Source organism: Sphingomonas bacterium (genome assembly GCF_028292945.1).
Classification (GTDB): Bacteria; Pseudomonadota; Alphaproteobacteria; order Sphingomonadales; family Sphingomonadaceae; genus Sphingomonas.
In genome coordinates this window covers 1-15,309 of record NZ_JAQGLJ010000038.1, presented here as the reverse complement: position 1 = coordinate 15,309, position 15,309 = coordinate 1, and the positions used below count along the sequence as shown (strand labels likewise).

Annotated in this window: 15 protein-coding genes; 7 read left to right on the top strand and 8 right to left on the bottom strand. The window is 67.9% G+C overall.

Annotated elements, in window-relative coordinates; translation table 11 throughout:
- Positions 1 to 41: 41 nt before the first annotated feature.
- Complete coding sequence (locus JWN21_RS04745) at positions 42 to 1,823, top strand: AcrB/AcrD/AcrF family protein (RefSeq protein WP_299646754.1); 1,782 nt, start codon at positions 42 to 44, stop codon at positions 1,821 to 1,823.
- Positions 1,824 to 1,829: 6 nt separating this feature from the next.
- On the opposite strand, the gene JWN21_RS04740 is transcribed toward JWN21_RS04745, so the two are convergent.
- From JWN21_RS04740 to JWN21_RS04715, 6 genes are all read right to left on the bottom strand, one after another.
- Positions 1,830 to 2,447 carry a MarC family protein gene (locus tag JWN21_RS04740; RefSeq protein ID WP_299646752.1) on the bottom strand — a complete coding sequence of 206 codons (618 nt, stop codon included), beginning with the start codon at positions 2,445 to 2,447 and terminating at the stop codon, positions 1,830 to 1,832.
- Positions 2,444 to 3,310 carry a bifunctional methylenetetrahydrofolate dehydrogenase/methenyltetrahydrofolate cyclohydrolase FolD gene (folD, locus tag JWN21_RS04735; protein WP_299646750.1) on the bottom strand — a complete coding sequence of 289 codons (867 nt, stop codon included), beginning with the start codon at positions 3,308 to 3,310 and terminating at the stop codon, positions 2,444 to 2,446. The genes JWN21_RS04740 and folD overlap by 4 nt, the downstream gene beginning before the upstream one ends.
- 128 nt (positions 3,311 to 3,438) lie before the next feature.
- The gene (locus tag JWN21_RS04730) at positions 3,439 to 3,741 is read right to left on the bottom strand and encodes a YggT family protein (RefSeq protein ID WP_299646748.1); all 303 of its coding nucleotides are present in this window, start codon (positions 3,739 to 3,741) and stop codon (positions 3,439 to 3,441) included.
- Positions 3,742 to 3,963: 222 nt separating this feature from the next.
- Positions 3,964 to 4,881 carry an acetylglutamate kinase gene (gene argB, locus JWN21_RS04725; RefSeq protein WP_299646746.1) on the bottom strand — a complete coding sequence of 306 codons (918 nt, stop codon included), beginning with the start codon at positions 4,879 to 4,881 and terminating at the stop codon, positions 3,964 to 3,966.
- A gap of 76 nt (positions 4,882 to 4,957) precedes the next feature.
- Complete coding sequence (locus JWN21_RS04720) at positions 4,958 to 5,299, bottom strand: hypothetical protein (RefSeq protein WP_299646744.1); 342 nt, start codon at positions 5,297 to 5,299, stop codon at positions 4,958 to 4,960.
- A 76-nt stretch (positions 5,300 to 5,375) separates the two neighbouring features.
- Positions 5,376 to 6,071 (bottom strand): queuosine precursor transporter, encoded by a 696-nt coding sequence (locus JWN21_RS04715; RefSeq protein WP_299646742.1) that lies wholly within the window; start codon positions 6,069 to 6,071, stop codon positions 5,376 to 5,378.
- 80 nt (positions 6,072 to 6,151) lie between these two features.
- Here JWN21_RS04715 and JWN21_RS04710 point away from each other — a divergent pair, with 80 nt between their 5' ends.
- The 4 genes from JWN21_RS04710 to JWN21_RS04695 all read left to right on the top strand — a co-directional run bounded on the left by JWN21_RS04710 (position 6,152) and on the right by JWN21_RS04695 (position 9,502).
- Positions 6,152 to 7,417: a nucleoside transporter C-terminal domain-containing protein gene (locus tag JWN21_RS04710; RefSeq protein ID WP_299646740.1), complete on the top strand. Its 1,266-nt coding sequence runs from the start codon at positions 6,152 to 6,154 to the stop codon at positions 7,415 to 7,417.
- Complete coding sequence (locus JWN21_RS04705; RefSeq protein WP_299646738.1) at positions 7,414 to 7,857, top strand: YdeI/OmpD-associated family protein; 444 nt, start codon at positions 7,414 to 7,416, stop codon at positions 7,855 to 7,857. The genes JWN21_RS04710 and JWN21_RS04705 overlap by 4 nt, the downstream gene beginning before the upstream one ends.
- Positions 7,858 to 8,079: 222 nt before the next feature.
- A complete protein-coding gene (locus JWN21_RS04700; RefSeq protein WP_299646736.1) occupies positions 8,080 to 8,760 on the top strand; it encodes a hypothetical protein in 681 nt (226 codons plus the stop codon).
- Positions 8,753 to 9,502 (top strand): alpha-ketoglutarate-dependent dioxygenase AlkB, encoded by a 750-nt coding sequence (locus JWN21_RS04695; protein WP_299646734.1) that lies wholly within the window; start codon positions 8,753 to 8,755, stop codon positions 9,500 to 9,502. Before JWN21_RS04700 ends, JWN21_RS04695 begins: the two co-directional genes overlap by 8 nt.
- 6 nt (positions 9,503 to 9,508) lie before the next feature.
- Here JWN21_RS04695 and JWN21_RS04690 read toward each other — a convergent pair whose 3' ends face one another.
- Entirely contained in the window at positions 9,509 to 10,390 is an 882-nt protein-coding gene (locus JWN21_RS04690) for a 3-hydroxyacyl-CoA dehydrogenase NAD-binding domain-containing protein (protein WP_299646732.1), read from the bottom strand.
- Between the two features lie 61 nt (positions 10,391 to 10,451).
- Here JWN21_RS04690 and JWN21_RS04685 point away from each other — a divergent pair, with 61 nt between their 5' ends.
- Entirely contained in the window at positions 10,452 to 12,275 is a 1,824-nt protein-coding gene (locus JWN21_RS04685; protein ID WP_299646730.1) for a DUF885 family protein, read from the top strand.
- 19 nt (positions 12,276 to 12,294) lie between these two features.
- Here the strand turns inward: JWN21_RS04685 and JWN21_RS04680 are convergent, their stop codons facing one another.
- Positions 12,295 to 13,296, bottom strand: a complete 1,002-nt coding sequence (locus JWN21_RS04680) for an HWE histidine kinase domain-containing protein (RefSeq protein ID WP_299646728.1) — start codon at positions 13,294 to 13,296, stop codon at positions 12,295 to 12,297.
- Positions 13,297 to 13,503: 207 nt separating this feature from the next.
- Here JWN21_RS04680 and JWN21_RS04675 point away from each other — a divergent pair.
- A partial coding sequence (locus JWN21_RS04675) for a S9 family peptidase (protein WP_299646726.1) occupies positions 13,504 to 15,309 on the top strand: 1,806 nt, incomplete at its 3' end.

The window sequence follows — 15,309 nt, the reverse complement described above, 5'->3', positions numbered from 1 at the left end:
TCGCCCTCACTAGAGCGGCGGCGTCTAGGGCGGGTGAACGTGTGAAGGAAGCTACTTCGGTCGGCTGGTTACGTGACCTCGACCGTCACTGGATCGTCTGGGTGCTGATCGCATGGGCGGCGTTCGCGGGCTATCAGCTGTGGAGCGACTGGAACGCGGTGCGGTGGCTGTCGCTGGGCGACACCGACGACAACATGCGGCTGGCGCAGGTGCGCGCGCTGCTCGACGGTCAGAACTGGTACGATCTGCGCCAGTATCGGATGAACCCGCCGGCCGGGTTCGACATGCACTGGAGCCGGCTGGTCGACCTGCCGCTCGCCGGCCTGATCCTGCTGTTCGACCTGTTCACCACCCGCAGCTGGGCGGAGCGGATCGCGTGCGGGGTCGCGCCGCTGCTCCCGCTCGCGCTGACATTGCTCGGGCTCGGCGCCACCGTGCGGCGGCTGGTGCATCCGCTCGCCTGGACGCTGGCGACGCTGGTGTTCCTGACCGCGTTCGTGCCGATGCTGATGTACGCGCCGATGCGGATCGATCACCACGGTTGGCAGCTGGCGATGCTGGCGATGACGCTGGCGGGGCTGAGCGATCCACGACGCGCGCGCGGCGGCGTGCTGGTCGGGCTGGCGAGCGCGGTCAGCCTGTCGATCGGGCTCGAGATGCTGCCCTATTGCGCGATGGCGGGTGCCATCCTCGGCTTGCGCTGGGTGGCCGATCGCGACGAGGCGTCGCGACTGGCCGCCTATGCGCTCACGCTCGGCGGCGGCAGCGCGCTCGGCTTCGCGCTGTTCGCGTCGAACGCCAATCGGGTGGCGCGCTGCGACGCGCTGACGCCGGTGTGGCTGAGCGTGACCGTGGTCGCCGGCGGGCTGTTGTTCCTGCTCGGCCGGCTCAACCCCGTAACCTTGCGCACCCGGCTGCTGCTGGCGCTGGCGGTGGGCGGGGTCATTGCGGTCGGCTTCGCGCTGGTGTTTCCGCAGTGCCTTGGCCGGCCCGAACAGGTGTCGGACGAACTGGCGGCGGCGTGGCTCAACAACGTCAAGGAAGCCAAGCCGATCTGGGGTCACCCGCTGCGGATAGCGTTCCCGATCATTGCGCTGCCCATCGTCGGGCTGATCGGCGCGGGCCTGGCGATCTGGCGGGCGAGGGGGGTGGAACGCACCGACTGGCTGCCCGTCGCGCTGTTCGCCTCGTTCGCCGTGCTGATGCTGGCCTGGCAGGTCCGCGCCGGGCCCGCGGCGCAGTTGCTCGCGGTCCCCGGCGTGGTCGCGCTGGGGTGGCTGCTCATCCCGTGGCTGCGCGGCCGGCGATCGGTGCTGGTGCGCGTGCTGGGGCCGGTGGCGGTGCTGATCGTGGTGATGGCGGGACTGTTCGCGTCGACGGCGGTAAGCTGGTTCCGGGTAGACCGGCCCACGACCGGGCAGGCCCGGGTCAACGTCGCGACGGGCGACTGCATGCGCACATCGAGGCTGCTGACGCTCAACCGATACCCGCGAGCGCGCATGTTCTCGTTTGTCGACCTGGGGCCGCGGCTGATCACCGTCACGCACCACGACGCGATCGCCGGACCGTACCACCGCAACGGCGACGCGATCATGGCCGTCAAGCACGCCTTCGGCCGCTCGCCGGCGGAGGCGCGGCGCATCATGCGCGCGAGCGGCGCGACCCTGCTGCTGATCTGCCCCAACATGGCGGAATCGACGATCTACCGCGTCCGTAACAAGGGCGGCTTCTACGACCAGCTCGCCAGTGGCGCGCGGTTCCCGTGGCTCAGCCGATTGCCGTTGCCGCGCAGCTCGCCGTACGCGCTGTACCGGATCAGCTAGGTCGGGCTACCGCAGCGACACCTGCAGCCCGTCCATGACGAACTGCACCGCCAGCGCCGCCAGCAGCACGCCCAGCAACCGCGTGATCACCGCTTCGATCTTCGCGCCCAGCAGCCGCATCATCGGCCCCGCCGCGAGCAGCGCCACCAGCGTCAGCAGCAGGATCGTCGCCAGCGCGCCCAGCACCACCGCCGACCGCTGCCAGCCGTCGTTGCGCGCCATCAGCAGCATCACCGACGCGATCGATCCCGGCCCCGCGATCATCGGCATTGCCATGGGAAAGATCGACACATCCTCCTGCGCGCTCTCCTGCACCTTCGCGGCGCGGTCCTCGCGGCGTTCGGTGCGCTTCTCGAACACCATCTCCAGCGCGATCAGGAACAGCATGATGCCGCCCGCGATGCGGAAACTGGCGAGCGATATGCCCAACCCCCGCAACAGATCCTCGCCGACCAGCGCGAACACCACCAGGATGATCGCCGCGACGAACACCGCGCGGATGGCCATCGAACGGCGCTCCGCGTCCGGCGCGCCTGCCGTCAGCCCGGCATAGATCGGCGCGCAACCGGGCGGGTCGATCACCACGAAGAAGGTGATGAGCGAGGAGACGAAGAGTTCGATCACAAGTCCACCGCCACGCCCTCGCGCCGTCCCGCCGAGACCACCGTGTTGCGCAGGAGGCAGGCGATCGTCATCGGCCCGACCCCGCCCGGCACCGGGGTGATCGCGCCCGCGACCTCGACCGCGCTGGCGAAGTCGACATCGCCGACCAGCCCTGTGTCGGTGCGGTTGATGCCCACGTCGATCACGGTCGCGCCCGGCTTCAGCCAGTCGCCCTTGATCAGGCCGGGGATGCCGACCGCCGCGACGACGATGTCGGCGCGCGCGATGTGCGCGGGCAGGCCACGTGTGCGGCTGTGCGCCAGCGTCACGGTGCAGCTCTGCGCCGTCAGCAGCGCCGCCATCGGTTTGCCGACTATCGCGGAGCGGCCGACCACCACCGCCTCCAGCCCGGCGAGCTGCGGGTGGACGTCGCGCAGCAGCAGCAGACATCCGTACGGCGTACACGGCACGAAGCCGGACAGCCCGATCGCAAGCCGACCGGCGTTGACGGGATGGAAGCCGTCGACGTCCTTGTCCGGATCGATCGCCTGGATGACGGCATTCGCATCGATCTGCGGGGGCAGGGGGAGCTGGACGAGGATGCCGTCGACGGCCGGATCGGCGTTGAGCTGCGCGATCAGCGCCAGCAGCTCGGCCTGCGGGGTGTCGGAAGGCAGGCGGTGTTCCCAACCCTCCATCCCGGCTTCACGGGTCGCCCGGCCTTTCGAGCGGACATAGACGGCGGACGCGGGGTCCTCGCCGACCAGCACCACGGCCAGCCCCGGCGCGCGCGCGGTGGCGGCGCGAAAGCGTTCAACCTCACCCGCGACCTGCGCACGCAGGGCGGCGGCGCGTACCTTGCCGTCGATGATGGAGGCCGTCATGCGACGTCGCTTAGCCGCAGCAGCACTGCAGGCGCTACCCGTCATGCTGAACTTGTTTCAGCATCCATGCGCGTCGCCTCGCCACGCTCGCCGTCCGTATCTCTGGCGTGCGCCCCGAAGTCCCCGCGTCAGATCACGTCGGTGGCCATGCCGCTCAGCAGCAACGGCAGGACGCTGCCCCGCAACAGCGAGATGGCGATCAGCACCACCAGCGGCGCCAGATCGATCGCGCCGAGATCGGGCAGGACACGACGGATGGGGCGATAGAGCGGCTCGGTGATCCGATCGAGCCCCTGTACGACCCCGCCGACGATCGGGCTGTGGCGGCTAACGACGTTGAAAGCGGTCAGCCAGCTGAGGATCACCTGCACGAAGATGATCACCTGCAGCGCGAGCAGGATCGTGGAGAGGAGCGAAACGAGCAGATACATGGCGCGAACTTAGGGGCGCGTCAGCTTTGCGGCAATGGCGCGCGTAGTCCCCTCCCGCCTGCGGGACAGCGCGTTGGAACTCCCCTCCCGTTTGCGGACGGGCTGGGGGGAGGGGCTGTTGGGCCGCGCTGATGTCGGACATGTGCTCCCCTGACCTTTCCCGCTCCGCGGGCGGGAAACTTGGAGGCTCGACCCGTCGGCACCGTCTCGCGAATAGCGCCGCTATTCGCGTGCGGCCTGCCGCCGCACCAATGTCCCCGCCCCTTGCCGCGTGAATATCTCCAGCAGGATCGCATGCGGGACGCGGCCGTCGATGATAACGGCCGCATCCACCCCCGCCTCGACCGCCGCGACGCAGGTGTCGACCTTGGGGATCATGCCGCCGGTGATCGTGCCGTCCGCCTTCAGCGCCGCGACGCGGGCAGGGTCGAGATCGGTCACCACCTCGCCCGCCTTGTCGAGCACGCCCACGACATCGGTCAGCAGGAAGAAGCGTGCCGCACCCAGCGCGCCGGCGATCGCGCCCGCCATCGTGTCGGCGTTGATGTTGTAGGTCTGGCCGTCCGCGCCAGTCGCGACCGGCGCGATGACGGGAATGATGCCCGCGTCCGACAGCGTGTCGAGCAGCGACCGATCGACGGCAACGGGCTCGCCCACGAAGCCGAGGTCGACGTGGCGCTCGATGCCCTGCAACGGATCCGCCTCGCGCCGCCCGCCCACCTTCTCCGCCGTCACGAGCTGCGCGTCCTTGCCGGAGATGCCGACCGCGCGCCCGCCCGCCTGGCCGATCCAGCCGACGATCTGTTTGTTGATCGATCCCGCCAGCACCATCTCGGCGATGTCGGCGGTTTCCTTGTCGGTGACGCGCAGGCCGTCGACGAAACGCGATTCGACGTTCAGCCGCTTCAGCATCGCGCCGATCTGCGGCCCGCCGCCATGCACCACCACCGGGTTGATGCCGACCGCCTTCAGCAGCACCATGTCCTCGGCAAAGTCGCGCTGGCGCTCGGGATCGCCCATCGCGTGCCCGCCATATTTCACCACGAACGTGCAGCCGGCATAGCGTTGCAGATAGGGCAGCGCCTCGGTCAGCGTTTCCGCTTTGGCGAGCAGGGCGGGGTCGGGCGTGTGATCGGTCATGCACGCGCCAATAGGGGGCCGGGCGCGCCAGCCCAACCCCCTCGCAGCAGCCTTCTCGTCGGCACTGCGCCGCCGCTTACTTCTTCTGGTCGGTCTCGCCTTCGGACACGCCGATCGCGGGGACGGAGATCGTCTCCTTCTCGGTGGTGACCTTCGGCACGTCGATCGTCTCTTCCTTGGTGCCGACGACGATCTTCTTGGAATCGACGTCGACGTCGGGAAGCGCGCCGCCCTTGGCGCTGACATCGACGTCCGGCAGTGCGCCGCCCTTGGCGTTCATGCTGAAGAAGCCGGTCGCGAAGCCGATCGCGGCGATGAGACCGGCGATCAGCGCGATGATCCCGAGCGTCCGGCCAAGGCCGCCACGCTTCTCGACATGCACGCGGTCGCCCGCGTCGTTGCTACGATACTCGGCCATTGAACTGCCTCCTGTTGAACCGCGAGCACAACCGCTCGACAGGCTGTGTTGTTCCCGCGCCGAAACGAAGTGCGGTTCAGTGGCGGCCAGCCGCGCTCGGCTCGCGGTCAAGCACGCGACCGATCGCCACGACGGCGTAGATCAGCGGCGGCACCAGCAGCGCCGACAGCACGACCTTGGCGATCATCTGCCCGGCCAGCAGCTCCCCGATCGGGAACACGCCCCAGAACGCGATGGTGACGAACAGCAGCGTGTCGACCGCCTGGCTGAGTACGCCCGCGATCGCGGAGCGCAGCCATAGCAGCCGGCTGCCCTCGCGCCCCTTGAGCCACGAGAAGATCGAGACGTTGAGCGTCTGCGAAATGCCATAGGCGACGATCCCGCCAAGCCAGATCCGCCACGTCCCGCCCAGCACCAGTTGAATCGCGTCGCGGTTGGCGGGCTGCATGTCGGGCGCGGCGGGCAGCGCGCGGACGATGATCGACAGGATGATCGAAGCGACCAGCGGCGCGAAGCCGAGCAGCACCAGCCGGTTCGCGGTGTCACGCCCGTGGAGTTCGGCGACCGCACTGGAGATCACGACCAGCAGCAGAAAGGCGAAGATCCCCGCCTCCACCGCCAGCGGCCCCAGCCCGAACACCGAGCCGATCGCCGACAGGGGTCCCAGCGATACCTGCTTGTTGCCCAGCACGCCCGCGATGCAGACCATGCCGCCATAGAAGATCGACAGCGCGAACAGCGAACGCGAAAGTGGAGCGAAAGTGGTGGTCATGAACGAGTGCTAGCCGCTCGGCTCCGCGCGTCAACCACAGCCCCTTCCCCTGCCGTCGGCTTCCTGCAACAAACTCGCCCATGACCAGCCCCCTGATCGGCATTGCCGGCATCATCGTCATCCTGCTGCTCGCGCTGGCGCTGTCCACCGACCGGCGCGCCATCAGGCCGCGCGTGGTCGGCGCCGCGTTCGGCTTGCAGGTCGGCATCGCCGTGCTGGTGCTGTATACCAGCTGGGGCAGGGCGGGGATCGAGGCGATGGCGCAGGGCGTGTCCAACCTGCTCGGCTATGCCAACAAGGGCACCGAATTCCTGTTCGGCCCGGCCGCGACCAACCCGCTCGCCAACACCTTCGCATTGGGCGCGCTGCCGGTGATCATCTTCTTCGCGGCGCTGGTGTCGATCCTCTACTATCTCGGCATCATGCAGCGCATCGTGCGCTGGGTCGGCGGCGCGATCGGCTGGATCACCGGGGTCAGCCGCGTCGAGGCGCTCGGCTCGGCCGCCAACATCTTCGTCGGCCAGAGCGAATCGCCGCTCGTGGTGCGGCCCTATCTGGCCGCACTCCCGCCGGCGCAGCTGTTCACGCTGATGGTGGTCGGCATGGCGGGCGTCGCGGGGACGATCCTGGCGGCCTATGCGACGCTGCTTGGGCCGACCGCGCTGCCTTATCTGCTCGCCGCCGCCTTCATGTCCGCGCCTGCCGGCATCCTGATGGCCAAGATCATCATGCCCGACGCCGCGCCCGCACCGGACGAGCTGCCGCTGCGGGGCGAACAGGGGGTCGCCAACGCCCACATCGAGGTCGCCGAGACCTTCGAGGACGGCGAGCGCCCCGCCAACATCATCATGGCGGCCGCGCAGGGCGCGCAGACCGGCGTCAAGCTGGCGGTCGCGGTGGGCGCGATGGTGCTCGCCTTCGTGGCGCTGGTGGCGCTCGCCAACGGGCTGCTCGGCGGCGTCGGCGCGTGGTTCGGCCGGCCGGACCTGAGCTTTCAGCAGATCGTCGGGCTGGTGTTCCAGCCGCTGATGTTCCTGATCGGCGTGCCGTGGAATGAGGCGGGCACTGCGGGCGGGCTGTTCGGCACCAAGATCGTGCTCAACGAATTCGTCGCCTTCATCGAACTGGGTCAGATGGCCGCGCTCAGCGAACGCACCCGCATCATCGTCACCTTCGCGCTGTGCGGGTTCGCCAACTTCTCCTCCATCGCGATCCAGATGGCGGTGACCGGCGGCCTCGCGCCCAACCAGCGGCCGATGATCGCGAGGCTGGGCCTGCGCGCGCTGGCGGCGGGCAGCCTCGCGAACCTGATGAGCGCCGCGCTGGCGGGGCTGCTGATCGGGTGACGCGGAGCCGGACGTTCACGCATGTCCTCGCCGTCGGCGACTATGCGTTCGCGATCCGGCTTCCGTTCGATCCCAAAGAGGCGTTGGGCCGCACCCGTGCCCCGGTGGTCGTCGCGATCGGCGGATACGAGTATCGCAGTACCGTGACGACGATGGGCGGCGGCGCCTGGATCCCCTTCCGCCGCAGCCATCGCGAGGCGGTCGGTGCAACGCCGGGCGAGCCGTTAACCATCACCGTCGCCCTCGACCGCGAGGAACGCCGCATCGACCCGCCCGCCGACCTTCGTGCCGCGCTGGAAGCGGCAGGCGCGTGGGGAGGGTGGGAGCGGCTCAGCTTCACGCACCAGCGCGAGCACACGGAAGCGGTGGAAGGCGCGAAGAAGCCGGAAACCCGCGCCCGCCGGATTGCCGCCTGCGCCGAGACCCTGCGCTCACGCTGACCAAGGCTGTCGTAACCCCAGTAAACGCGCGGGTGACGTCGTCGCCCCGCTCAACACCGCCAAAATGGAGCCATTCCTTTTTGCCTCTCCATTCCTCCGCGACCAGATCGCACCGGCAACGCGACAGCGGGGAGGGCAACGGACATGACGGACAGGGCAATCGAGGCAATCGGAAAACGCGCTCGGGAACAGGTCGATTTCACGTGGTTCAGGCGAACCTTCATGGGCGACCACGGCCTCAAGAACACCTTGGCGTTCGGTCACGCGGTGCTCGATAGCGTGCCGAAGCTGGACGAGTACCTATGGACCTACGGGCCGATGATCGAGAGTCAGTGGACGAAGATCGCGAACGTGCTGGGCACGATCACCCCGCCACACCGGTTGATCGACTATGGGTGCGGACAGGGTCTCGCCGGCCTGCTGGTCAACGATCTGACCGACGGTTGCCTGTTGACCGATGTGGCGGAGGTCGTGCTGATCGAGCCGTCCGCACTGGCGCTGGCCCGTGCCGAGGCGATCTATGCAAAAATCTGTCCCGAGGCCGAAATAACCAGCGTCGGCAAGCGGTTCGACGGTCTCGTCGAATCGGACCTGCCGCCGGCCGATGGCCAGGTGACATTGCACCTGTTCTCCAACACCCTGGACGTGGCAGGTTTTCAGCCTCTGAACCTTCTCGAAAAGACACTCCAGCCCGGCCGTAATACCATCGTGTCGGTAAGCCACGATCGCGATTTCAACGGCGGAACGCCGCAGATCGAGATGGTGAAAGCGACCCTGGAGCATCCGAACATGGCCAGCGATCTGACGGTCATCCGATCGGAGCTGACCCGGCTTACCTGCGACAATCCCGCCAAGTCGAAAGCCGTGGTATGGCTATGCGAACTCGAGATCGCTGATGGCTGACCTGCTTGCCCCTCTGAACCGCACACCGCCGTTCGCGTTGCCGTCGGCGGAGGGGTATTCCGCTGCATGGAACGAGCAATGGAACGGCTTCAACGTGACGGTGCCGGGCGGCAGCTTCTTCTACGCGGAACACTTCTTCACCCAGGCGTGGAGCGACCGGACCTTCGCCTATCTGCAGGAGAACGACACACTCGATTGGCGCACGGCCAACTGGCGAGACGTTTCCGCCGAAGCCCTGGAAAAGATCAACTTCGCCAACATCCGCTGGAAACAGGACCACCTCAAGCTCTACGGCAAGGCCGTGCCGTTGCCGCGCCTCACCGCCTGGTACGGCGATCCGGGCGCCGCCTACACCTATTCGGGCATCAAGTCGGAACCGAACCCCTGGGCCGACGGACTGCTCCACCTCAAGCAGCGGATCGAGGCGCTGATCGGCAGCACCTTCAACAGCGTGCTGCTGAACTGGTATCGGGACGGCCGGGACAGCCTCAGTTGGCATGCCGACGACGAAAAGGAGCTCGGACCCGATCCGGTCATCGCGTCCGCAAACTTCGGTGCGACGCGTGACTTCCAGCTCCGCCGCAACGACGATCACGGCGAGAAGCTGACGCTGCCGTTGCGGCACGGCACGCTTCTGGTGATGCGCGGCGAGCTTCAGCGGCACTGGCGACACGCCGTTCCAAAGCGGGCGAACGTTGCCGGGTCTCGCTTCAACCTGACGTTTCGCACCATCCACGGCTGATCCGCGTCAACGCGTCGGCACCGGCTCCGCGCCCGAATAGTCGTAGAATCCGCGCCCAGCCTTCTTCCCGAACCACCCCGCTTCGACATATTTCACCAGCACCGGCGCGGGCCTGAATTTCGGATCGCCAGTCCCCTCGAACAGCACCCGGGTGATCTCCAGGCAGGTATCCAGCCCGATGAAGTCGGCCAGCATCAGCGGCCCCATCGGGTGGTTGAGCCCCAGCCGGCACGCGGTGTCGATGTCGCGCACGCCCGCCACGCCTTCGCCGAGCGCGAAGCAGGCTTCGTTGAGCATCGGCATGAGCACACGGTTGACGATGAAGCCCGGCGCGTCGTTGGCATGGACCACCTCCTTGCCAAGCCGCTTCGCAAACGCCTCGACCGTCGCCACCGTCGCGTCGGCGGTGGCGAGGCCGCGGATCAGCTCGATCAGGCCCATCACCGGCACCGGATTGAAGAAGTGGACGCCGACGAAACGCGCCGGGTCGGGCGATGCCTGCGCCAGCCGCGTGATCGGGATCGACGAGGTATTCGACGCCAGGATCGCGTCCGGCCCGAGCACCGCGCCGACATCGGCGAAGATGCGCCGCTTGATCTCCTCGCGCTCGGTCGCCGCCTCGATCACCAGCGAGGCCAATGCGAACGCCCCCGCGCCGTCGACCGGCTCGATCAACGCCAGCGCGGCGTCGCGCGCGGCCGGGTCGATCTTCTCCTTGGCGACCAGTCGCTCAAGCTGCCTGGCGATCCCCGCCTTGCCGGCCTCCGCGCGTTCGCGCGAGACGTCCGCCAGCAGCACGCGATATCCGGCCTGCGCGGACACCTGCGCGATCCCCGCGCCCATCTGCCCCGCCCCGATGACGCCGATCGTTTCCCCGCTTCCGCTCATGTGTTCGTTGCTCCCGTGTCGGCTCGCCGCTAGCCTTCCCGCGTCGGAAGAGGAACAGCAGATGCGGATCGTAAGCGTAATTGCGGGCATGTTGCTCGCCTGTTCGGCACCTGTATCAAGCCAGGCTCTACCCCCGCCCGTGCCGCTGCCCGGCGATGGACCCGAGGACGCCAAGCTCAAGCGGCTGTTCTACGACAGTGACGAACGCGACCTGCGCCTCAACCCGATCAGCGCGATCTTCCGCGGCGACCTGCGCTATGCCGACCGCTTCGGCGAGGCGTACACCGACGCGCGCGAGGCGCAGGACCGGCGCAACATCGAAGCCGACCTCGCCGCGCTCAAGCGCATCGACCGCGCGCGGCTGACGCCGGTCGATCAGATCGCGTACGACGTGTTCCGCACCGATCAGGAAACCGCGCTCAAGGCTTACGCTCCCGGCATCCTGCGCGTCAGCCGTGCATTGCCGATCAACCATTTCGGCGGCCTGCAGACCTTCTATGCCGACTTCGCGTCCGGCAAGGGTGCGGCACCGTTCAGGACCGTGCTCGATTACGAGAACAACCTGAAGCGCAACGCCGGCTATGCCGCGCTGTACGACCGCATCGTCGCGCGCTTCCGCACCGGCCTGGCGCAGGGCATCGTCCAGCCGCGGCTGACCGTCGTCAACATGATCGAACAGTTCGACAACCTGCTCAAGCAGGGCGTCGAGGGCTCGACCTTTTACGCCCCGGTGACGATGTTCCCGGCGACAGTTCCCGCCGCCGAGCAGGCGCGCCTGAAGGCTGCCTATGCCCATCAGGTGCGGACTGTCATCGACCCCGCGCATCGCAGGATCCGCGACTTCCTGAAGAACGAATATCTGCCCCGCTCGCGCGCCACTTTCGGCCTGTCGGCGATCCCCGGCGGCGCCGCCTATTACGCTTACCGCATCGAGGCGAGCACCACCAAGCCGCTGCGCGCCGCCGAGGTCCACCAGCTCGGGCTTCAGGAGGTCGCGCGCATTCGCTCGGAGATGGAGCGCCAGCAGGCGGCGGTCGGGTTCAAGGGGACGTTGCCGCAATTCTTCGACCACCTCCGCACCGATCCGCGCTTCGCGCCGACCTCCGCCGACGCGATCAAGCAGAGCTATGAGTCCATCGCCAAGCGCATCGATGCCCGCATCGGCGAACAATTCGCGTTGATCCCGAAATCCCCACTCGAACTGCGCCCCGTGCCGACCTTCCGCGAAAAGACCGACGCGGCGGGCTCGTACCAGCAGGGCACGCCCGACGGCACGCGCGCGGGCATCTTCTACTTCAACACCTACGACCTGCCGACGCGCTACAGCTGGGGCGAGGAGACGCTGTACCTGCACGAGGCGGTGCCGGGGCATCATTTCCAGATCAGTCTCGCGCAGGAGAACGTGGCCCTGCCGGCCTTCATGCGCTTCGGCGGCAACACGGCCTATGTCGAGGGCTGGGCGCTCTACGCGGAATCGCTTTACCGGGAACTGGGCATGGAGACCGACCCCTATCAGCGCATGGGTGGCCTGGGCGACGAGATGCTGCGCGCGATGCGGCTGGTGGTCGACACCGGCCTGCATTCGATGGGCTGGAGCCGCGAACGCGCGATCGACTACATGCTCGCCAACTCGCCGGGCAGCCGCACCGACTACACCGCCGAAGTCGAACGCTACATCGCCAACCCCGGCCAGGCGCTGGCGTACAAGGTCGGCCAGCTGACGATCCTGCGCCTGAAGGCGGACGCAAAGGCGAAGCTTGGGGGGAAGTTCGATCCGCGCGCGTTCCACGCCGCCGTGCTCGACACCGGCTCGCTGCCGATGCCGGTGCTGGAGCGGAAGATCGCTGCGTGGATCGCAGGCGGAGGGAGGATGCCGGGGCGCTGAGACGAGTCTCCCGTGCCCCTCAGGCCACCAGCTTCCCGCGATCCAGCCGCACCGTCGCGGTCAGGCCGCCGTCGTCCCAGTCATAGTCGATCGAGCCGCCGAGCTGGCGCTCCACGCTGCGGTCGACCAGCTTGCTGCCGAAGCCGCCGCGCTCGGGCGGCGTTGAAACAGGGGGGCCGCCCCGCTCCATCCAGATGAGCGCGATCTCCGAGTCGTGCGACGTGCTGGAAACGTCCAGCGTCCCGGCCTCGACGGACAGCGCACCGTATTTGAGCGAATTCGTCGCCAGCTCGTGCACCACCAGCGCCAGGCTGGTCGCCGCAGCCTCGCCCACACCCATCCGCTCGACCGCGACACGGATGCGCCCGCTGAACGCGCCCAGATCGTCATAGGGCGCCAGCAGCACCGACAGCAGGTCACCCAACAATGCCGCCTTCCCCTGTCCCCCGGGGAGCGGCCGCACCAGATCGTGCGCGCGTCCCAGTGCGGTCAGGCGCTGGGACAGCTCGCGCGCCATGTCAGCGGTCGTCGTGGTCGAGCGCGAGGTGATCTCCGCCAGCCCTGCGGCGATCGCGAGCAGGTTCTTGACCCGATGGCTCATCTCGCCCGCGAGCAGCTCATGACCCTCCTCGGCCTGCTTGCGGCCGGTGACGTCGAGGAAGATGCCGAACATGGTGCGGCCGACGATGCCGACGTCCTGTCCCTGGCCGCGTGCGGACACCCACCGAACCTTGTCTTCGACCATGATGCGGAAGTCCGTTTCGTACGGCCCCAGCACCGCGCGGGTCGCGGCAAAGCCGGCGCGGACACGGTCGCGGTCGGCGGGATGGATATGGTCGGACAATTCCTCGAACGTCACCGTGTCGCTCCAGGAGATGCCCCACAGCTCGAACCCGCGCTCGTCCATCGTGAAGCGGTCGTCATCGACGTTCCATGCCCATAGCGACACGCCCGCCGCCTCGACGGCCAGGCGTAGGTTCTCCGGTCGCCAGGCGTGCGGTTTCCTGTCGTGGGAAGTCATAAGGCCGCACTGTCTCCTGCGTGTCGCGATCCGCCGGGATCGGAACGACCGACGTCCCCTGCCTTATCGATACGGCTTGCTCAATCGCCACGCACGAAATGCTGCCCGGCAGGACCCCGCCTGCGTCGTGCGCCGCCGTGCGGAAGGCGCTACGCCCGAAACTCGCCGGGGTGACTACGGGGAATGATCGTCGCTAAGGACTTGGCCATGACCAACGCCGCTCCCCCAGTCGCCGCCCGTCGCCCGCACAGCTTCACCGCGCACGGCCATACGATCGAGGACCCTTATGCCTGGCTCAAGGACGCCGGCTACCCCGAGGTCACCGACCCCGACATCCTCGCCTATCTCGAAGCCGAGAACGCCTATTTCGAGAGCGTCATGGCCCCGCACGCGCCGCTGATCGAAACGATCTACGAAGAGATGAAGGGCCGCATCAAGGAGGACGAGTCCTCCGTTCCGCAGAAGGATGGCGACTGGCTGTACTGGACCGCATTCGAGACCGGCGGCCAGTACCGCAAATGGTGGCGCAAGCCTGTTGCGGGCGGCCCCGACGAACTGCTGCTCGACGAGCCTGCGCTGGCCGAGGGCAAGGAGTATTTCCGCCTCGGCGCGTTCGCGATCTCCAACGACGGCACCAAGCTCGCCTACGCGATCGACGACAGCGGCGCGGAGCGGTTCGAGGTGCGCGTCAAGGACTTGAGCACCGGCGAGCACCTGTCCGAGGTGATTCCCGGCATGCTGTCGGATATCGTCTGGACCAGCGACGACGCCGGCTTTCTCTACGGCCTCGCAAACGACCAGTGGCGCACCGACAACGCGCGCTTCCACCGGCTCGGCACACCGGTCGCCGACGATGTCGTGCTGTTCCACGAAGCTGACGAGGGCTTCCGCGTCGGCGTCGCGGAGACCAGCGCGCGCAACTGGATCGTCATCGCCACCGGCGATCACGTCACCAGCGAAGTGTATCTGCTCCCCGCCAACGACCCGCTCGCCACGCCGATCTGCGTCGCCCCGCGCCTGACCGGGCGCGAGTATGATGTCGACGAGCATGACGGCACGCTGTTCATCCACACCAACGACACCGACCCGATGTGGCGGCTCGTCACCGCGCCCGTCGAGCAGCCGGGCGAGTGGACCGAGCTGATCGCGCCGAGCCAGCATTTCTACATGACGGGCGTCGAATGCTACGCCGACTTCTTCGTCGTCGAGGGCCGCGAGCACGGCCTCGATCAGGTCGCGATCCACCGCTACGACACGCCCACCCAAGGCAAGCGCATCCCCTTCCCCGAGGCGAGCTACGCCGCCGGGCTGGGCGACAACCCGGAATACGCCGTCGACACGCTAAGGCTCGGCTATGAATCGATGGTCACGCCCGGCACCGTCTACGATTACGACCTCGCCACGGCCGAGATGACGGTGCGCAAGGTGCAGGAGATCCCGTCCGGCTACGACCCGGCGAAATACCGCACCGAGCGCCTCCACATCGCCGCCCGCGATGGCACGCAGATCCCCGTCTCGATCGTCTACCCCGCCGGACTCGCGAAGGACGGCAGCGCGCCGCTCTATCTCTATGCCTATGGTGCTTATGGCTACGCGATCCCGCCGGGCTTCTCGACCGGGCGGCTGTCGCTGCTCGACCGCGGCTTTGCCTTTGCGATCGCGCACATCCGTGGCGGCGACGATCTGGGCCAGCAATGGTATCACGACGGCAAGCTCGACAAGCGTACCAACACCTTCAACGACTTCGTCGATGTCGCGCGCGGGCTGATCGCCGATGGATGGACGCGCGAAGGCCGCATTGCGATCGCCGGCGGCTCGGCGGGCGGCGAGCTGATGGGCGCGGTGGTCAATTCCGACCCGGAACTGTGGGGCGCGGTGGTGGCGAGCGTGCCGTTCGTCGACGTGCTCAACACCATGCTCGACGAGAGCCTGCCGCTGACGCCCGGCGAATGGCCGGAATGGGGCAATCCGATCACCGACAAAGCGGCGTTCGAGACGATCCGCGGCTATTCT